The organism is Bacillus sp. SN32 (assembly GCF_002837495.1).
Lineage (GTDB): Bacteria > Bacillota > Bacilli > Bacillales > Bacillaceae > Bacillus > Bacillus subtilis.
In genome coordinates, this window is record NZ_PJCT01000001.1 from 787,778 (window position 1) to 807,056 (window position 19,279).

A 19,279-nucleotide genomic window follows, 5' to 3' on the forward strand; every position below is an offset into this window, starting at 1 on the left:
GGGAGACCCGGCTTCTTTATTTTGAAGCTTTTCAAAAGCAGGCGGGTTCTACCTTGTCCTTCTCCTTCATAATGTGAGGTGAGGGGGGACAGAACATGTACAAAAAATTTGTACCGTTTGCCGTTTTTTTATTTCTTTTTTTTGTCTCATTTGAGATGATGGAAAATCCGCATGCACTTGATTATATAGGGGCAATGAAAAAAGATACGGTGACTGTCACGGCGTCAAAAGACCCGTTATATGAAGAATTGCTTCAAAAAGCGCCGGAGTACGAAGTTAAGCCCCAGAATGCAAGAATCGATAAAGTGTGGAAAAGCATTCCAGGCTACAATGGGTTAAAGGTCAATATTGAACAATCATATAAAAAAATGAAAAAACATGGTGAGTTTCGGGAAAAAGACTTGGTGTACAGCCAAGTAAAACCAAGTGTTCATCTTGAGTCACTTCAGCCTGAGCCTATTTATAAAGGAAATCCTGACAAGCCGATGGTGGCTTTTTTAATCAATGTGGCATGGGGAAATGAGTATTTGGAAAAAATGCTCCTTATTCTGCAAAAGCACCAGGTTAAAGCTACGTTCTTTTTAGAAGGCAATTGGGTGAGAAACAATGAACAGCTCGCTAAGAAGATTGCAAAAGACGGACATGAAATCGGAAATCATTCATACAATCATCCGGATATGAGCAAACTGACTACAGGAAGAATTTCCGAGCAGCTCGACAAGACTAATGAGCAAATAGAACAAGCGATCGGCGTTAAGCCAAAGTGGTTCGCTCCGCCGAGCGGAAGTTTCAGAAAAGCGGTTATCGACATTGCAGCTGAGAAACAGATGGGAACAGTCATGTGGACAGTTGATACAATCGATTGGCAAAAGCCGTCTCCGTCTGTACTTCAGACGAGAGTGTTAAGCAAGATACATAATGGTGCCATGATTTTAATGCATCCGACTGACCCTACGGCGGAAAGTCTTGAAGCGCTGATTACAAAGATAAAAGACAAAGGATATGCGCTTGGAACAGTCACTGAACTAATGGATGAAACAAGACTATTGAAGTAACAGATGAAGGCAGCTTGTCTTTGAATAGGAGGAACAAATTTGATTAAACGATATACGTGTCAAAATGGTGTAAGAATTGTGCTGGAAAATAACCCGACAGTCCGTTCTGTTGCGATCGGCGTATGGATCGGCACAGGTTCGAGACATGAAACGCCGGAGATAAACGGAATTTCTCACTTTTTAGAGCACATGTTCTTTAAAGGGACGAGCACAAAATCTGCACGCGAGATAGCAGAATCTTTTGATCGTATTGGCGGCCAGGTCAATGCGTTTACTTCAAAGGAATATACCTGCTACTATGCAAAGGTGCTTGACGAGCATGCGAATTACGCGCTGGACGTATTAGCAGATATGTTCTTTCATTCAACGTTTGATGAAAATGAGCTGAAAAAAGAGAAAAATGTAGTATATGAAGAGATTAAAATGTACGAAGATGCGCCGGACGACATTGTACATGATTTATTGAGCAAAGCCACTTACGGCAATCATTCTTTAGGCTACCCAATTCTAGGCACGGAAGAAACGCTTGCTTCCTTTAACGGTGACTCTCTCAGACAATACATGCATGATTATTATACGCCGGACCGAGTGGTGATTTCAGTAGCGGGTAATATATCTGACAGTTTTATCAAAGATGTAGAAAGATGGTTCGGGTCATACGAGGCGAAAGGCAAAGCGACAGGCCTTGAGAAGCCTGAGTTCCACACGGAAAAACTAACGAGAAAAAAAGAAACAGAGCAGGCTCATTTGTGTCTTGGATTTAAAGGCTTAGAGGTTGGCCATGAACGTATTTATGATTTAATTGTCCTCAATAATGTGCTCGGAGGCAGCATGAGCAGCCGACTGTTCCAGGATGTGCGTGAAGATAAAGGACTTGCTTATTCTGTTTACAGCTATCACAGCTCATATGAGGACAGCGGAATGCTCACAATTTACGGCGGAACGGGTGCAAATCAGCTTCAGCAGCTGTCGGAAACAATTCAAGAAACCCTTGCCACATTAAAACGTGACGGCATTACCTCGAAAGAACTGGAAAACAGCAAAGAGCAAATGAAGGGAAGCTTAATGCTGAGCTTAGAAAGCACAAACAGCAAAATGAGCCGAAACGGAAAAAATGAACTGCTGCTCGGCAAACATAAAACATTAGATGAAATCATCAATGAATTAAACGCCGTGAACTTAGAGCGTGTTAATGGCCTTGCCAGACAATTGTTTACCGAAGACTATGCATTAGCACTTATCAGCCCTTCCGGCAATATGCCGTCTTAAAAAGGAAAGCCTGCCCCATAATGGAGCAGGCATTTTTTAATCCCTTTCATCATACATAGTACAAGGGGGTGACAGACATGCGGCTCAGTGAATTATCAGGAAAGGAAATTGTAGACATCAAAAGAGCTGAACGGCTCGGAGTGCTCGGCCAGACCGATTTAGAAATCAATGAACAGGATGGACAGATTACAGCACTCCTCATTCCCACAGTTAAGTGGTTTGGTTTGAGAAAGCAAGGTCATGACATTCGTGTCCCATGGCATCATATTCAAAAGATCGGTTCAGATATGATTATATTAGATGTACCTGAGGAAATGCCTCCTCGACAAGAGTAAATAGCCCAATTGACTGTGAAGTGGGCTCTAAAGAAAACACCTGAAACATCGGCTGCCGGAGCCGATGTTTTTTTATATGGAAAAAGCGCATCTTTTATATTCACCGGTATTTCCTTTTGATCATAAGATGAAGGGGAGCTTAACAACTAGAGATCCAGTATATACAAAGAAGGTGAACGTTTAGAATGTTAACCGGATTGAAAATTGCAGTTATCGGCGGTGACGCAAGACAGCTCGAAATTATAAGAAAGCTCACTGAACAGCAGGCTGACATCTATCTTGTCGGTTTTGACCAATTGGATCACGGTTTTACCGGGGCAGTAAAATGCAATATTGATGAAATTCCTTTTCAGCAAATAGACAGCATCATTCTTCCAGTATCCGCGACAACAGGAGAAGGTGTCGTATCGACTGTATTTTCGAATGAAGAAGTTGTGTTAAAACAGGACCATCTCGACAGAACGCCTGCACATTGTGTCATTTTCTCAGGAATTTCTAACGCCTATTTAGAAAACATTGCAGCTCAGGCAAAAAGAAAACTTGTTAAGCTGTTTGAGCGGGATGACATTGCGATATACAACTCTATTCCGACAGTAGAAGGAACGATCATGCTGGCTATTCAGCACACGGATTATACGATACACGGATCACAGGTGGCTGTTCTCGGTCTGGGGCGCACCGGGATGACAATTGCCCGTACATTTGCCGCGCTCGGGGCGAATGTAAAAGTGGGGGCAAGAAGTTCAGCGCATCTGGCACGTATCACTGAAATGGGGCTCGTTCCTTTTCATACCGATGAGCTGAAAGAGCATGTAAAAGATATAGATATTTGCATTAATACCATACCGAGTATGATTTTAAATCAATCGGTACTTTCTAGCATGACACCAAAAACCTTAATATTGGATCTGGCCTCACGTCCCGGGGGAACGGATTTTAAATATGCCGAAAAACAAGGGATTAAAGCACTTCTTGCTCCCGGTCTTCCAGGGATTGTCGCTCCTAAAACAGCTGGGCAAATCCTTGCAAACGTCTTGAGCAAGCTTTTGGCTGAAATACAAGCTGAGGAGGGGAAATAAGGATGTCGTCATTAAAAGGAAAAAGAATCGGGTTTGGGCTGACCGGGTCACATTGCACATATGAAGCGGTTTTCCCGCAAATTGAGGCGTTGGTCAACGAAGGAGCTGAAGTCCGTCCGGTAGTCACATTTAATGTGAAATCCACAAATACCCGATTTGGAGAGGGCGCAGAATGGGTTAAAAAAATTGAAGACCTGACTGGATATGAGGCCATTGATTCGATTGTAAAGGCAGAACCTCTTGGGCCGAAGCTGCCCCTTGACTGCATGGTCATTGCGCCTTTAACAGGCAATTCAATGAGCAAGCTGGCAAATGCCATGACGGACAGCCCGGTGCTGATGGCGGCAAAAGCGACAATCCGAAACAATCGGCCTGTCGTTCTGGGTATCTCGACAAATGATGCTCTCGGTTTAAACGGAACAAATTTAATGAGGCTCATGTCAACAAAAAATATCTTTTTTATTCCATTCGGGCAAGATGATCCATTTAAAAAACCGAATTCAATGGTAGCCAAAATGGATCTGCTTCCGCAAACGATTGAAAAGGCACTTATGCACCAGCAGCTTCAGCCGATTCTAGTTGAGAATTATCAGGGAAATGACTAAATTTACAGAAAATCTTTCCCAAACTAAAAAATTCGGTCATCACCTGCATATTCTATGGTAAAATAAAACGTAAAATCATAGTCAAATCAATTCAATGAAGCTGATTGGCGGAAGGAGTTTTACAGATGGGAAGAGGTTTACACGTAGCTGTTGTCGGAGCGACAGGGGCTGTGGGACAACAAATGCTTAAAACACTTGAAGACAGAAACTTTGAAATGGACACACTTACATTGCTATCTTCAAAACGCTCTGCGGGGACAAAAGTCACGTTTAAAGGCCAAGAGCTGACTGTTCAGGAAGCTTCTCCTGAGAGCTTTGAAGGGGTAAATATTGCTTTGTTCAGCGCCGGCGGAAGCGTATCACAAGCATTGGCACCAGAAGCTGTAAAACGCGGCGCTATTGTTATAGATAATACGAGCGCGTTCCGCATGGACGAAAATACACCGCTTGTTGTGCCAGAAGTGAATGAGGCAGACTTGCATGAACACAACGGCATTATTGCCAATCCAAACTGCTCTACAATCCAAATGGTTGCGGCACTTGAACCGATCCGCAAAGCATATGGCTTAAACAAGGTCATCGTATCAACTTACCAGGCAGTATCAGGAGCGGGTAATGAAGCTGTAAAAGAGCTTTACAGCCAAACACAGGCGATTTTAAATAAAGAAGAAATAGAGCCTGAGATCATGCCTGTAAAAGGTGACAAAAAACACTATCAAATCGCCTTCAACGCGATTCCGCAAATCGATAAATTCCAAGATAACGGCTATACGTTTGAGGAAATGAAAATGATAAATGAAACGAAAAAAATCATGCACATGCCTGACCTTCAAGTAGCGGCTACATGTGTGAGACTGCCAATCCAAACTGGGCACTCAGAGTCCGTCTACATCGAAATAGACCGTGATGACGCTACAGTTGAAGATATTAAAAATCTATTGCAAGAAGCTCCGGGCGTGACACTTCAGGATGATCCAAGCCAGCAGCTTTATCCGATGCCTGCTGATGCTGTCGGCAAAAACGATGTGTTTGTAGGCCGCATCCGCAAAGACTTGGACAGAGCAAACGGTTTTCATTTATGGGTTGTTTCTGATAACCTATTAAAAGGCGCGGCATGGAACTCTGTTCAAATTGCAGAAAGCCTGAAAAAACTAAACCTCGTATAAAAGAGAGAATTTTCTAAAGACGAATAGAAGAGAGTAAGGCGCTATTAGCCTGCTCTCTTCTGTTACGTCCGAATAATTTGGAGTGAAAACAGTGAAGATAATTGTTCAAAAGTTCGGCGGAACATCAGTAAAAGATGATAAAGGCCGCAAACTGGCTTTAGGGCATATTAAAGAAGCAATCAGTGAAGGATATAAGGTTGTCGTTGTCGTTTCAGCGATGGGCCGAAAAGGAGACCCGTATGCAACAGATTCTTTGCTCGGGCTGCTTTACGGCGATCAGTCAGCGATTTCTCCTAGGGAGCAGGATTTGCTTTTATCTTGCGGAGAGACTATTTCCTCTGTCGTCTTTACAAGCATGCTGCTTGATAACGGTGTGAAAGCAACTGCGCTGACAGGGGCTCAGGCTGGCTTTTTAACGAATGATCAGCATACCAATGCGAAAATCATTGAAATGAAACCGGAGCGTTTATTCAGTGTGCTCGCCAATCATGATGCGGTAGTCGTCGCAGGCTTCCAGGGCGCAACTGAAAAGGGTGATACAACAACAATCGGCAGAGGGGGCAGCGATACGTCTGCAGCCGCACTCGGAGCAGCTGTTGATGCGGAATACATCGATATTTTCACCGATGTAGAAGGCGTGATGACTGCTGACCCAAGAGTGGTGGAAAATGCAAAACCGCTTCCTGTCGTGACGTATACGGAAATCTGCAACCTGGCGTATCAGGGGGCCAAGGTCATTCATCCGCGTGCTGTGGAAATCGCAATGCAGGCCAAGGTTCCGATCCGCGTCCGTTCGACTTATTCGAATGATAAAGGTACATTGGTGACATCACATCACTCTTCCAAGGTCGGCAGTGATGTTTTTGAAAGGCTGATTACGGGAATCGCCCATGTCAAGGATGTCACGCAGTTCAAAGTGCCTGCGAAAATCGGCCAGTATAACGTTCAGACTGAAGTGTTCAAGGCTATGGCAAACGCTGGAATCAGTGTCGATTTCTTTAACATTACACCTAGTGAAATCGTCTATACGGTAGCCGGAAATAAAACAGAAACAGCTCAGCGTATTTTAATGGATATGGGCTATGATCCTATGGTGACGAGAAACTGCGCGAAGGTATCGGCGGTCGGCGCGGGCATTATGGGTGTTCCCGGTGTTACGTCCAAAATTGTATCGGCTCTTTCAGAAAAAGAAATTCCGATCCTTCAGTCGGCTGACAGCCATACGACGATATGGGTGCTCGTCCATGAAGCGGATATGGTACCTGCTGTAAACGCTTTGCATGAAGTGTTTGAACTTTCGAAGTAAATGTGATTGAATCATGATGAGGTGAATAAAATGAATTTCGGAAATGTGTCTACAGCGATGATTACACCCTTTGACAATAAAGGGAACGTAGACTTTCAAAAACTGTCTACACTGATTGATTACTTGTTGAAAAACGGAACGGATTCTTTAGTAGTAGCGGGAACAACTGGAGAATCTCCGACCCTTTCAACTGAAGAAAAAATTGCGCTTTTTGAATATACGGTAAAAGAAGTAAACGGACGGGTGCCCGTTATCGCTGGTACTGGAAGCAACAACACGAAAGATTCCATTAAGCTGACAAAAAAAGCTGAGGAAGCGGGCGTGGACGCTGTTATGCTTGTTACCCCGTATTACAATAAACCTTCTCAAGAAGGAATGTACCAGCATTTTAAAGCAATTGCGGCAGAGACATCTCTTCCGGTTATGCTCTATAATGTTCCTGGCCGTACGGTTGCTTCTCTTGCTCCTGAAACGACAATCCGTTTGGCGGCTGACATTCCGAATGTAGTTGCCATTAAAGAAGCGAGCGGAGATCTCGAAGCGATTACAAAAATAATTGCTGAAACACCGGAAGATTTCTATGTCTATTCAGGGGATGACGCTCTGACGCTTCCTATTCTTTCAGTTGGAGGAAGAGGAGTTGTATCAGTGGCGAGCCATATTGCAGGCTCTGATATGCAGCAAATGATCAAAAATTATACGAATGGGCAAACAGCTAATGCGGCACTGATCCATCAGAAACTGCTGCCGATTATGAAGGAACTGTTTAAAGCGCCTAATCCTGCTCCAGTCAAAACAGCGCTTCAGCTGAGAGGTCTTGATGTCGGTTCGGTGCGTCTGCCTCTTGTCCCGTTAACTGAGGATGAACGTCTGAGCTTAAGCAGCACGATCAGCGAACTGTAAGAAAATTTCATACAGTGAAACAAACGCGGTCATTCTCACATTCAGCTGAGTTTGACCGTTTCTTTTACATATTGGTTTTCCCTAAACCTTCTGCTTTATCTTGTTTTCTAAATTTACTTTCAGTTATAATAGGAACAAGTGATGATGGACGGGTATGAGACTAGGAGGATATAGATTTTGAAAAAGAAAAATACAGAAAACGTTAGAATTATCGCCCTTGGCGGTGTCGGAGAGATTGGGAAGAACCTTTATGTCATTGAAATTGACTCAGACATATTTGTCGTTGATGCCGGCCTTATGCATCCAGAAAACGAAATGCTCGGTATTGATGTAGTAATTCCTGACATATCATATTTGATTGAACGGGCTGACCGCGTCAAGGCAATCTTTTTAACGCACGGGCACGATGAAAATATCGGCGGCGTTTTTTACTTATTAAACAAGCTGTCCGTTCCAGTGTACGGAACAAAACTGACGCTTGCACTGTTAAGAGAGAAATTAAAACAATACGGACATAACCGAAAAACTGATTTAAGAGAAATTCACTCAAAATCTGTCATTACATTTGAATCAACAAAAGTTTCGTTCTTTAGAACGATTCACAGCATTCCTGATTCTGTAGGTGTGAGCTTTAAAACATCACTTGGATCTATTGTATGCACAGGAGACTTCAAATTTGACCAAACTCCTGCACTTAATCAGACGTGCGACATTGGCGAGATCGCCAAGATCGGCAATAGCGGCGTGCTCGCGCTGCTTTCTGACAGTGCAAATGCGGAACGGCCGGGTTACACCCCTTCGGAAGCGGCTGTCAGCGGAGAAATTTCGGATGCGCTGTATAATTCAGAGAACCGGGTGATTATTGCTGTTTTCGCATCCAATATTAACCGGATTCAGCAAGTCATTCATGCAGCGGCTCAAAATGGCAGAAAGATTGCCGTAGCCGGAAAAAATCTTCAATCTGTTCTGCAGCTGGCGAGAAAGTTAGGATACATTGAAGCTGATGATGAATTGTTTATTTCTGTACAGGATGTCAAAAAATATCCGAAGCGCGAAGTGGCCATTATTACAGCCGGAAGCCAAGGTGAACCATTAGCTGCTCTGACAAGAATGGCAAACAAAGCTCACAAACAGCTGAACATTGAAGAAGGGGATACGGTTGTCATCGCGTCAACTCCGATTCCCGGGCAGGAACTCATTTATTCTAAAACAGTAGATCTTCTTGCGAGAGCCGGTGCACAAGTCATCTTTGCCCAAAAGCGTGTTCATGTATCAGGTCACGGCTCACAAGAAGAGTTAAAGCTGATGATCAATCTGCTTAAACCAAAATATTTGATTCCTGTAAACGGCGAATACAGAATGCAAAAAGCTCATTCAAAAATTGCTGAAGAAACCGGCATGAAGCGCAGTGACATCTTCTTAATTGAAAAAGGAGACGTCGTTGAATTCCGCGGCCAAAACGTAAAAATTGGGGATAAAGTTCCTTACGGCAATATTTTAATTGATGGTTTAGGTGTCGGTGATATCGGCAATATCGTATTGAGAGACCGCCGCTTGCTTTCACAGGACGGAATTTTAATCGTTGTCATTACACTTGATAAACAAAAGAAACATCTTGTATCAGGACCAGAAATTATCACTCGCGGTTTTGTTTATGTAAGAGAGTCTGAAGGTCTTATCGTACAGGCTACTGAGCTTGTCCGGTCCATCGTGACAGAAGCGACTGAAACATCAAATGTCGAATGGTCAACACTGAAGCAGGCAATGCGGGATGCTTTGAACCAATTCCTTTATGAAAAAACGAAACGTAAACCGATGATCATCCCAATTATTATGGAAGTATAATGACTGACTAAAGACCGGAGCTGCTCCGGTCTTTATTTTTTGTCCTTCATGCCGGGATTGAATGAAGTATCTTTGTTCATAATACAAAGAGAAACTCGGAAAGGATGAAAGCGAGATGGATCATCGTATGGAAAACACAGAAGAAGAGCGTCCTGAAAAAAATGATGCGAAGGACAGCATTATGAATAAAATACAGCAGCTTGGTGAAACGACGCTTCCGCAGCTGCCCCAAGATACAAATATTCATTGTCTGACCATTATCGGACAAATTGAAGGCCATGTTCAGCTACCTCCGCAAAACAAAACAACAAAATATGAACATGTCATCCCGCAGATTGTGGCAATTGAACAAAATCCCAAAATTGAAGGCTTGCTGATCATATTAAATACTGTCGGAGGAGATGTTGAAGCTGGTCTTGCCATAGCGGAAATGCTTGCATCTTTATCGAAACCGACCGTTTCTATCGTGCTTGGCGGGGGGCATTCCATCGGCGTTCCGATAGCTGTATCCTGTGATTACAGCTATATTGCCGAAACAGCAACGATGACGATTCATCCCGTTAGGCTCACCGGGCTGGTCATCGGGGTGCCGCAAACGTTTGAATACCTAGATAAGATGCAAGAAAGAGTTGTTAAATTTGTGACAAGCCATTCCAATATAACCGAAGAGAAGTTTAAAGAGCTAATGTTTTCAAAAGGAAACTTAACACGCGACATCGGAACAAATGTAGTCGGTAAGGATGCAGTTAAATACGGATTGATCGATCATGCAGGTGGTGTCGGACAGGCAATCAATAAACTGAATGAGCTCATCGATGAAGCAAGGAAAGAAGAAGGACGGATGATTCAATGATTCTTTATACCGTGATGCCGCAGGAAATTGTGTTTGCAGAACAGAACCAAGAGACAAGCGCACATGAGCAAATTGAATATAAAGGTGTACCGCTTCTAGTCGAAATGAAAGGGAATGAAGCGGAAGTCATTCAAATCATGAGCACCAATCCAATGCATTTTCTTCATCCGGACATTTCACCGGGACAAAAGCTGAAATTAAACGTATAAGAATCCAACCCTTTTTTAAGGGCAAAATATGCTATAATAGGGGAATCCTACAGAAAAAACGCAGCCTGTAAACGGCTGCTTTCTTCATTATGTATGAACTTACATTTTTTAACGCAGTAAGGTGATGAGTGTGGCAAAGAAAAAACGAAAATCAAGAAAAAAACAGGCGAAACAGCTCAATATAAAATACGAGCTCAACGGATTGCTGTGTATAGCCATTTCAATTATCGCAATCTTGCAGCTGGGGGTAGTCGGGCAAACGTTTATCTATTTGTTCCGCTTTTTTGCTGGAGAGTGGTTTATTTTATGCTTGTTAGGTTTATTGGTGTTAGGAGTCTCGCTGTTTTGGAAGAAGAAAACCCCAAGCCTTTTAACGAGACGAAAGGCCGGGTTGTACTGTATCATCGCAAGCATATTGCTGCTTTCTCATGTGCAGCTATTTAAAAATTTGACGCACAAAGGGTCTATTGAGTCCGCAAGCGTGGTGCGCAATACGTGGGAATTGTTTTTAATGGACATGAATGGCAGCTCTGCTTCACCTGATTTAGGCGGAGGGATGATCGGTGCGCTGCTGTTTGCGGCTTCACACTTTTTGTTTGCGTCGACTGGTTCTCAGATCATGGCGATTGTCATGATTTTGATTGGAATGATTTTAGTGACAGGACGCTCACTGCAAGAAACGCTGAAAAAGTGGATGAGCCCGATTGGACGTTTTATAAAAGAACAATGGTTAGCATTTATTGATGATATGAAATCCTTCAAATCAAATATGCAGTCATCGAAAAAAACGAAAGCAGCGAGCAAAAAACAAAAACCGGCCCGCAAAAAACAGCAAATGGAACCGGAGCCTCCTGATGAAGAGGGGGATTATGAAACAGTATCGCCTCTTATTCATTCAGAGCCGATTATCTCAAGCTTTTCTGACCGTAACGAAGAGGAAGGGCCTCCAGTTATAGAAAAGCGCGCCGAACCTGTGTCGAAGCCGCTTCAGGACATCCAACCGGAGACAGGTGATCAGGAAACTGTTTCCGCTCCTCCTATGACCTTTACGGAGCTTGAAAATAAGGATTACGAGATGCCGTCACTGGATTTGCTGGCAGATCCGAAGCATACCGGCCAGCAGGCTGATAAAAAGAATATTTATGAAAATGCGAGAAAGCTTGAACGGACATTCCAAAGCTTTGGCGTAAAGGCAAAAGTCACACAGGTTCATCTCGGACCGGCCGTAACAAAATATGAAGTATACCCTGATGTCGGAGTGAAGGTTAGCAAAATTGTCAATTTAAGCGATGATTTAGCGCTTGCGCTTGCTGCGAAGGATATCAGGATCGAAGCGCCTATACCAGGCAAATCAGCAATCGGAATTGAAGTTCCAAACGCAGAAGTGGCAATGGTTTCGCTGAAGGAAGTGCTGGAGTCTAAATTGAATGACAGACCGGATGCGAAGCTGTTAATTGGACTCGGCCGCAATATTTCAGGTGAAGCTGTATTGGCTGAGTTAAACAAGATGCCCCACCTTTTGGTCGCAGGCGCAACCGGTAGCGGGAAAAGTGTCTGTGTCAACGGCATTATTACAAGTATTTTAATGCGCGCGAAACCGCATGAAGTGAAAATGATGATGATCGATCCTAAAATGGTAGAGCTCAATGTCTACAACGGGATTCCGCATTTGCTTGCTCCGGTTGTAACCGATCCGAAAAAAGCGTCGCAGGCTTTGAAAAAGGTTGTCAATGAAATGGAGCGGCGGTACGAATTATTTTCTCATACGGGTACAAGAAATATTGAAGGATACAATGATTATATAAAACGCGCCAACAATGAAGAAGGAGCGAAACAGCCAGAGCTGCCTTATATTGTTGTCATTGTGGACGAGCTTGCCGATCTCATGATGGTCGCTTCATCTGATGTGGAAGATTCGATTACGAGATTGTCCCAAATGGCGCGGGCTGCCGGCATCCATCTCATTATTGCGACACAGCGACCGTCGGTGGATGTTATCACAGGGGTGATTAAAGCGAACATTCCGTCACGAATCGCGTTCAGCGTATCTTCACAGACGGATTCAAGGACCATTCTTGACATGGGTGGCGCTGAGAAGCTTCTCGGTCGCGGCGATATGCTGTTTTTACCTGTAGGGGCTAACAAACCTGTCCGTGTGCAGGGAGCATTTCTGTCGGATGACGAAGTGGAGAAGGTCGTCGACCATGTGATTACGCAGCAGAAAGCGCAATATCAAGAAGAAATGATTCCTGAGGAGATAACGGAAACTCATTCCGAGGTTACTGATGAACTTTATGATGAAGCTGTTGAATTAATCGTCGGCATGCAGACGGCATCTGTTTCAATGCTGCAAAGAAGATTCAGAATCGGCTATACGAGAGCGGCGCGCCTGATTGACGCAATGGAGGAACGCGGCGTTGTCGGACCGTATGAAGGCAGCAAACCTAGGGAAGTATTATTATCAAAAGAGAAATATGATGAGCTCTCTTCTTAATGAAGAGAGTTCCGTTTTCTGTAGTTGTCAATAATAACATTATGTAAACTGATCACCTTTCTATTTATTTTTTCGACAAAACATGATATAGTTGTCCCAATTGTTCAATAATTTTTATCGAAAGTGGTTTACGGAGGGGAAACATGTCTACAAAAGCTGATAATCGGCACTTGTATTTGAAAGTAATTGAACGAATTAAAGAGGATATAAAAAATGGGATCTACACTGAGAAGGAAAAGCTGCCTTCTGAATTTGAGCTTTCCAAAAAGCTTGGTGTCAGCAGAGCGACGCTAAGAGAAGCCCTGCGGATACTGGAAGAAGAGCATGTGATTATCAGAAGGCATGGTGTAGGCACTTTTGTCCATTCTAAGCCGTTATTTCTTTCGGGCATTGAACAGCTGAACAGTGTAACGAAGATGATAGAACAGGCGAATATGACCCCTGGCACGATTTTTCTATCATCACAAGTGCTTATGCCGTCTGAAGATGATACGAAGAGATTTCATTTGGCAGAAGGGCAAGAACTTTTTTACCTTGAACGAGTCAGGACAGCTGACGGACAGCCGATTGTGTATTGTATAGACAAAATTCCGATGAATATTTTGCCGAATTCTTTTTCTCATCAGCAAGAATCTATGTTTGACCTGCTTGAGAAAAATTCAGGCTCCGTAATCAGCTATGCAGTAACTGATATAGAACCGATCGGCTATCACGATACCATTTCTCCAGTGCTTGAATGCGATCCGGAAACAGCTCTTTTGCTATTAAAACAAACCCATTACGATCAGCACGATAAACCGGTGCTTTATTCTTTAAATTATTTTAGAGCGGATAAATTCAGATTTCATGTTTTGCGTAAACGATTCTAAAAACGGACGCCTGCATGTGTCTGTTTTTTTTATTTGCACTGATTCATGTTTCTTTGTACATACTTTCATTCCGGTTAACGCAATATATAAGGGATGACAAGAAAGTGAATGGGTGAAAATGTTGAGAGAGAAAAATGGAATGAAAAATATTATTGCATTGTCTTCCGTCCCGCTTGTGATGACACTCGGGAACTCTATGCTGATTCCTGTTCTTCCGATGATGGAGAAAAAGCTGTCGGTGACTTCATTTCAAGTGTCTTTAATCATTACTGTATATTCAGTAGTAGCAATTATTTGCATTCCGATTGCCGGATATTTGTCGGATCGTTTCGGGAGAAAAAAAATATTGCTTCCATGCCTCCTCATTGCAGGATTGGGGGGAGCGGTAGCTGCTTTTGCCTCGACCTATATGAAAAATCCTTATGCTATGATCTTGGCGGGACGGGTTCTTCAAGGCATCGGTTCTGCAGGTGCTGCTCCTATCGTCATGCCGTTTATCGGCGACTTGTTTAAAGGAGACGATGAAAAGGTCAGCGCTGGTCTTGGCGATATTGAAACCGCCAATACATCTGGTAAGGTACTGAGTCCCATACTTGGAGCCTTACTGGCTTCTTGGTACTGGTTCGTACCGTTTTGGTTTATTCCGTTTTTCTGTTTGATCAGCTTTTTTCTCGTATTGTTTTTGGTGGCCAAGCCTGAAGAAGATGAAGATGCGCCTGCTGTTTCTGAGTTTATTAAGAGTGTGAAGAAAATCTTTAAACAGGATGGTCGCTGGCTTTATACGGTCTTCATTATCGGGTGTGTCATTATGTTTTTGTTATTTGGCGTATTATTTTATTTGTCAGATACGCTGGAGAACAAGTATGCCATTGACGGAGTAGCTAAAGGCGGATTACTGGCAATCCCACTTTTATTTTTGTCAACCAGTTCTTTTATAGCTGGCAAAAAGATCGGTAAAGATAAAGGCCGAATGAAATTTTGCGTTGTTACAGGAATGATTCTGTTAACCCTTTCGTTTATTGCCTTGTGGTGGAACCACAGTTTTTATTTTTTATTTGTCTTTTTAAGCTTTGGCGGGATTGGGATTGGAATGGCTCTTCCTGCTTTAGATGCACTGATAACCGAAGGGATTGAAAGTGAACAATGCGGAACCATTTCCTCCTTCTACAATAGCATGCGCTTTATAGGAGTAGCTCTCGGTCCACCTGTTTTTGCTGCATTAATGTCTAATGCAAACTGGATTATTTTCATACTCTCGGCGTTTTGCAGCATCGTATCTTTATTTTTAGTGCTCTTTACTGTAGATGCTAAAAAAAGTGAAGAAGAAGAAAAAAACTTAGGGACGGTCTAGCCAGCCGTCTTTTTTTGCGCTTTCTTGCACAGTTTACAACTGTACCTATACAGCATGCGGAGGTTATTGTTTCCTTATAAATCCTACAGTTGCTATAATTACATGAAAGAGTGTTTCTGCGAATGCTGAAAATTGGTCATAATACATACTAATTAAGAAATGAACGAAGGAGGTTCCATATGTCATATGTTAATGAACTCAAATCAAAGCACGGCGGTTTAACCGCACACATTGTAGAAACAGAAAAATTCAAAACCGTCTCGCTTATTTTTAAGATGCTGGCACCGCTGACAAAGGATCAAGTCACCAAAAGAGCGCTGCTTCCGCATGTGCTTCTTCGCGGAACGAAAAGCCATCCGAAAACCGCAGAATTGCGTTCATACCTGGATGAGCTGTACGGCACGTCAGTATCGGCTGATCTTACGAAAAAAGGAGAGCGGCACGTCATTACGTTCAGGCTTGAAATCCCGAATGAAAAATATTTAAAAGATCAAACGCCGCTACTTGAGAAAGGGCTCCAGCTTCTTGCAGAAATCGTCTTTTCACCTGCTTTAGAGGGAGACGCTTTTCAGTCACAATATGTGGCTCAAGAAAAACGGACGCTTAAGCAAAGAATCCAAGCCGTCTATGATGATAAAATGCGCTATTCGAATTTAAGGCTGATACAGGAAATGTGCAAAAATGAGCCTTACGCGCTTCATGTCAATGGTGAAATCGACGATGTCGATGACATTACGGCAGAGCAATTATACGAAACATACCAAAGCGCTATCCAAAAAGACCAGCTTGATCTATATGTTGTTGGCGATGTGGACAGTAACCAGGTACAATCGGCAATCGATAAGTATTTCAAAACAGAAGAGCGCACTCTTGGCACGATTGAAAACAATCACGCTGATGAAAAAGTTCAGCCAAAAGAAGTAATTGATGAAGAGGATGTCAAGCAAGGAAAGCTGAATATCGGCTACCGCACCAGTATCACTTATACAGATCAGGATTATCCTGCTTTACAAGTGTTTAACGGATTGTTCGGCGGATTCTCTCATTCTAAACTTTTCATTAATGTTCGGGAAAAAGCCAGTCTTGCTTACTACGCGGCTTCGCGTATAGAAAGTTTTAAAGGCTTGTTAATGGTGATGTCAGGTATTGAAGTGAAAAATTATGAACAGGCTGTTTCGATTATTGCTGAGCAATTCCAGGCAATGAAAAATGGCGATTTCAGTGAGCAGGATATAGCACAGACAAAGGCCGTCATTCGAAATCAAGTGCTGGAAACGATTGATACAGCATACGGTTTATCTGAATTTTTATATCAGCAGGCCGCTGCTCAAGTCGAGATTCCTATCGAAGACTTTCTTGCCAATATTGAGAATGTCACAAAAGAGGATATCATTAAAGCCGGCGAAAAGATTCAGCTTGATACGACTTATTTCTTAAAAGGGACGGAGGGTGCATCTTGATCAAACCAATCGAATATGAACAGCTTCAGGAGACGCTGTATCATGAAAAAATGTCCAACGGCCTTGATGTTTACGTTTTGCCGAAAAAAGGCTTCAACAAGACATATGCAGTCTTTACAACAAAGTACGGCTCGATAGATAACCGGTTTGTCCCTTTAGGTAAAAACGAGATGGTTCACGTGCCGGACGGGATTGCTCACTTTCTTGAGCACAAGCTGTTTGAAAAAGCGGACGGAGACGTTTTTCAAGATTTCAGCAAACAGGGGGCTTCTGCCAATGCGTTTACGTCATTTACAAGAACAGCTTACCTTTTCTCAAGCACATCAAATGTTGAACGCAATTTAGAGACGCTTATCGATTTCGTACAGGACCCATATTTTACTGAAAAAACGGTTGAAAAGGAAAAAGGGATTATCGGGCAGGAGATTAATATGTACGACGATAACCCTGATTGGAGGCTTTACTTCGGGGTCATTGAAAACATGTACAAAGAGCATCCTGTCAGAATTGACATAGCGGGAACAGTGGAAAGCATTTCACATATTACAAAAGACCTTCTTTATGAATGCTATGAAACGTTTTATCACCCGAGTAACATGCTCCTTTTCATTGTCGGACCTGTAGATCCTGAAGCGATTATTTCTCAGGTAAGAGAAAACCAGGGGAAAAAGCCGTATACTGATCAGCCGGAGATCAAACGGGAAGAAGTGAAAGAGCAAGAAGCGGTTTTCAGAAAAGAAAAAGAGATCAAAATGAACGTGCAGGGACCGAAATGCCTTGTCGGGCTGAAATCAAAAAATCCGTTTAAATTAGGCAAAGAGCTCTTAAAGCATGAACTTTCAATGAACTTATTGCTTGAAGCTCTTTTTGGCAAAAGCTCTGCCCAGTATGAATCCCTTTATGAAAAAGGATATATTGACGAAACGTTCAGCTTTGATTTTACTGCTGAATATGGGTTTGGTTTTGCGGCGATCGGCGGAGATACGCCTGAGCCTGATCAATTGGCTGAAGACATTTCAAGCATGCTTTTGCGCGCCGGTGAACTGATTACTGCTGAAAAGATTGAACTTGCCAGAAAGAAAAAGATCGGTACATTCTTAAAAGCGCTGAATTCCCCTGAATACATCGCCAATCAATTTACCCGTTATGCGTTCTTGGATATGAGCCTGTTTGACGTTGTAACGGTACTCGAGCAGATTACCCTCGAGGATGTCCAGAACGTAATACAAGAGGAAATTGCTGCAGACAGACTGACTGTCTGCAAGGTTGTTCCTAAATCATAAACAAAACATCCCTCCAGTGTGAGGGGTGTTTTTCTGCGGAAAGAAGGAAAGAGGATGAACAAAACAGCACTAATCACCGGAGCAAGCGGTGGCATTGGCAAAAGCATCAGCGAAACCCTTGCAGCTAGAGGATACAATCTGCTGCTGCATTACAATACAAATCAAAATGCGGCAGCGGAGCTTGCTGAAAAACTAAGTCAGATGTTTGGCGTAAATGCGGAGATATTACAAGCTGACCTGTCCGCGCAAGATGGAGCAGATAAGCTGACAAGTTCAATTGTTCAGCATATTGATGCGATTGTTTTAAACAGCGGAAGAAGCCATTTTGGGCTGATTACGGATGTAGATAACGCAACAGTCCAGGAAATGGTTCAGCTTCATGTGGCGAGTCCGTATATGCTGACGAGAAACCTTCTGCCAGGCATGATTCGGAATAAATCGGGAGCAATTGTGGCTGTCAGCTCGATTTGGGGAGAGACTGGGGCATCCTGTGAAGTGCTGTACAGCATGGCAAAAGGAGCTCAGCATTCATTTGTAAAAGGATTGGCTAAGGAGCTGGCGCCAAGCGGAATCAGAGTAAACGCCGTAGCGCCGGGCGCAGTTGATACAAATATGATGAATCAATTTACCCCGGCTGAAAAAGAAGAGATCGCTGATGAGATTCCGATCGGCCGGCTGGCCCGGCCGCAAGAAATTGCGGATGCAACAGCTTTTCTCCTGTCTGAAAAAGCGTCATATATCACTGGCCAAATTCTGTCGGTCAATGGCGGCTGGCACTGCTGATCCGAAAATATTCGGTGTATAGTTTCTTTTGCGAAGGACACAATAATCTTGTAACTTCACATGAAATGGAGGAAACAAGCATGTCAGTATTAGAAAACTGGGATAGCTGGAAAAACTTCCTTGGCGACCGTCTGAACTATGCGCAAGATAAAGGTATGAGCCAGGATACGATTACAGATCTTGCGACAGAAATCGGCAGCTACTTGGCTAATGAAGTGGAATCTAAGAACGAGCAGGAAAAAGTGCTGGCAGATCTTTGGAGTGTAGCATCAAAAGATGAACAGCACGCCATTGCCAATATGATGGTTAAGCTTGTTGAAAATAACAGCACTCACTAGGAAGAGAGGGGATTTTTCCTCTCTTTTTTATGTTTTCCTCATCACAGCAACATTCTTCTTTCTAATTAGAGAAAAA

18 protein-coding genes are annotated in these 19,279 nt (G+C 43.1%); all 18 read left to right on the forward strand.

Features of this window, described 5'->3' with window-relative positions; translation table 11 throughout:
- The first annotated feature begins 95 nt into the window (after positions 1 to 95).
- Positions 96 to 1,055: a polysaccharide deacetylase family protein gene (locus CW370_RS04220; protein ID WP_101169493.1), complete on the forward strand. Its 960-nt coding sequence runs from the start codon at positions 96 to 98 to the stop codon at positions 1,053 to 1,055.
- 39 nt (positions 1,056 to 1,094) lie between these two features.
- The gene (locus tag CW370_RS04225; protein ID WP_101169494.1) at positions 1,095 to 2,324 is read left to right on the forward strand and encodes a M16 family metallopeptidase; all 1,230 of its coding nucleotides are present in this window, start codon (positions 1,095 to 1,097) and stop codon (positions 2,322 to 2,324) included.
- A 77-nt stretch (positions 2,325 to 2,401) separates the two neighbouring features.
- Entirely contained in the window at positions 2,402 to 2,659 is a 258-nt protein-coding gene (locus CW370_RS04230; RefSeq protein WP_003231890.1) for a YlmC/YmxH family sporulation protein, read from the forward strand.
- Between the two features lie 185 nt (positions 2,660 to 2,844).
- Entirely contained in the window at positions 2,845 to 3,738 is an 894-nt protein-coding gene (gene dpaA, locus CW370_RS04235) for a dipicolinic acid synthetase subunit A (protein WP_101169495.1), read from the forward strand.
- Between the two features lie 2 nt (positions 3,739 to 3,740).
- Positions 3,741 to 4,343: a dipicolinate synthase subunit B gene (dpaB, locus tag CW370_RS04240; RefSeq protein WP_003231884.1), complete on the forward strand. Its 603-nt coding sequence runs from the start codon at positions 3,741 to 3,743 to the stop codon at positions 4,341 to 4,343.
- A 125-nt stretch (positions 4,344 to 4,468) separates the two neighbouring features.
- Positions 4,469 to 5,509, forward strand: coding sequence for an aspartate-semialdehyde dehydrogenase (asd, locus tag CW370_RS04245; RefSeq protein ID WP_049140028.1), 1,041 nt, complete (start codon positions 4,469 to 4,471; stop codon positions 5,507 to 5,509).
- Between the two features lie 91 nt (positions 5,510 to 5,600).
- Positions 5,601 to 6,815 (forward strand): aspartate kinase, encoded by a 1,215-nt coding sequence (gene dapG / locus CW370_RS04250; protein WP_077670738.1) that lies wholly within the window; start codon positions 5,601 to 5,603, stop codon positions 6,813 to 6,815.
- A gap of 30 nt (positions 6,816 to 6,845) precedes the next feature.
- A complete protein-coding gene (dapA, locus tag CW370_RS04255; RefSeq protein WP_014476832.1) occupies positions 6,846 to 7,718 on the forward strand; it encodes a 4-hydroxy-tetrahydrodipicolinate synthase in 873 nt (290 codons plus the stop codon).
- A 177-nt stretch (positions 7,719 to 7,895) separates the two neighbouring features.
- Entirely contained in the window at positions 7,896 to 9,563 is a 1,668-nt protein-coding gene (gene rnjB / locus CW370_RS04260; protein WP_014476833.1) for a ribonuclease J2, read from the forward strand.
- A gap of 115 nt (positions 9,564 to 9,678) precedes the next feature.
- Positions 9,679 to 10,416, forward strand: a complete 738-nt coding sequence (gene tepA, locus CW370_RS04265; RefSeq protein WP_003245712.1) for a translocation-enhancing protein TepA — start codon at positions 9,679 to 9,681, stop codon at positions 10,414 to 10,416.
- On the forward strand, positions 10,413 to 10,625 hold the full coding sequence (gene tepJ, locus CW370_RS04270; protein ID WP_003231871.1) for a TepA modulator TepJ: 213 nt from the start codon (positions 10,413 to 10,415) through the stop codon (positions 10,623 to 10,625). The genes tepA and tepJ overlap by 4 nt, the downstream gene beginning before the upstream one ends.
- A gap of 130 nt (positions 10,626 to 10,755) precedes the next feature.
- Complete coding sequence (gene spoIIIE / locus CW370_RS04275; RefSeq protein ID WP_157829189.1) at positions 10,756 to 13,119, forward strand: DNA translocase SpoIIIE; 2,364 nt, start codon at positions 10,756 to 10,758, stop codon at positions 13,117 to 13,119.
- Between the two features lie 143 nt (positions 13,120 to 13,262).
- On the forward strand, positions 13,263 to 13,988 hold the full coding sequence (locus CW370_RS04280) for a GntR family transcriptional regulator (protein ID WP_003245732.1): 726 nt from the start codon (positions 13,263 to 13,265) through the stop codon (positions 13,986 to 13,988).
- Positions 13,989 to 14,127: 139 nt separating this feature from the next.
- Positions 14,128 to 15,339, forward strand: coding sequence for a bacillibactin exporter BcbE (gene bcbE, locus CW370_RS04285; RefSeq protein ID WP_080262569.1), 1,212 nt, complete (start codon positions 14,128 to 14,130; stop codon positions 15,337 to 15,339).
- Positions 15,340 to 15,518: 179 nt separating this feature from the next.
- On the forward strand, positions 15,519 to 16,799 hold the full coding sequence (gene yfmF / locus CW370_RS04290; protein ID WP_024571396.1) for an EF-P 5-aminopentanol modification-associated protein YfmF: 1,281 nt from the start codon (positions 15,519 to 15,521) through the stop codon (positions 16,797 to 16,799).
- Positions 16,796 to 18,082: an EF-P 5-aminopentanol modification-associated protein YfmH gene (yfmH, locus tag CW370_RS04295; protein WP_003244823.1), complete on the forward strand. Its 1,287-nt coding sequence runs from the start codon at positions 16,796 to 16,798 to the stop codon at positions 18,080 to 18,082. The genes yfmF and yfmH overlap by 4 nt, the downstream gene beginning before the upstream one ends.
- 54 nt (positions 18,083 to 18,136) lie before the next feature.
- Complete coding sequence (ymfI, locus tag CW370_RS04300; protein WP_024571397.1) at positions 18,137 to 18,865, forward strand: elongation factor P 5-aminopentanone reductase; 729 nt, start codon at positions 18,137 to 18,139, stop codon at positions 18,863 to 18,865.
- Positions 18,866 to 18,945: 80 nt separating this feature from the next.
- Positions 18,946 to 19,203 carry a DUF3243 domain-containing protein gene (locus CW370_RS04305; RefSeq protein WP_003245199.1) on the forward strand — a complete coding sequence of 86 codons (258 nt, stop codon included), beginning with the start codon at positions 18,946 to 18,948 and terminating at the stop codon, positions 19,201 to 19,203.
- Positions 19,204 to 19,279 lie beyond the last annotated feature (76 nt).

Coding starts and splice junctions, on each gene's coding strand:
- dpaB (WP_003231884.1), top strand. CDS start 3,741: ATGTCGTCATTAAAAGGAAAAAGAATCGGGTTTGGGCTGACCGGGTCA.
- dapA (WP_014476832.1), top strand. CDS start 6,846: ATGAATTTCGGAAATGTGTCTACAGCGATGATTACACCCTTTGACAAT.
- tepJ (WP_003231871.1), top strand. CDS start 10,413: ATGATTCTTTATACCGTGATGCCGCAGGAAATTGTGTTTGCAGAACAG.
- yfmF (WP_024571396.1), top strand. CDS start 15,519: ATGTCATATGTTAATGAACTCAAATCAAAGCACGGCGGTTTAACCGCA.
- bcbE (WP_080262569.1), top strand. CDS start 14,128: ATGAAAAATATTATTGCATTGTCTTCCGTCCCGCTTGTGATGACACTC.
- CW370_RS04305 (WP_003245199.1), top strand. CDS start 18,946: ATGTCAGTATTAGAAAACTGGGATAGCTGGAAAAACTTCCTTGGCGAC.
- dpaA (WP_101169495.1), top strand. CDS start 2,845: ATGTTAACCGGATTGAAAATTGCAGTTATCGGCGGTGACGCAAGACAG.
- CW370_RS04280 (WP_003245732.1), top strand. CDS start 13,263: ATGTCTACAAAAGCTGATAATCGGCACTTGTATTTGAAAGTAATTGAA.
- tepA (WP_003245712.1), top strand. CDS start 9,679: ATGGATCATCGTATGGAAAACACAGAAGAAGAGCGTCCTGAAAAAAAT.
- CW370_RS04230 (WP_003231890.1), top strand. CDS start 2,402: ATGCGGCTCAGTGAATTATCAGGAAAGGAAATTGTAGACATCAAAAGA.
- asd (WP_049140028.1), top strand. CDS start 4,469: ATGGGAAGAGGTTTACACGTAGCTGTTGTCGGAGCGACAGGGGCTGTG.
- ymfI (WP_024571397.1), top strand. CDS start 18,137: ATGAACAAAACAGCACTAATCACCGGAGCAAGCGGTGGCATTGGCAAA.
- CW370_RS04220 (WP_101169493.1), top strand. CDS start 96: ATGTACAAAAAATTTGTACCGTTTGCCGTTTTTTTATTTCTTTTTTTT.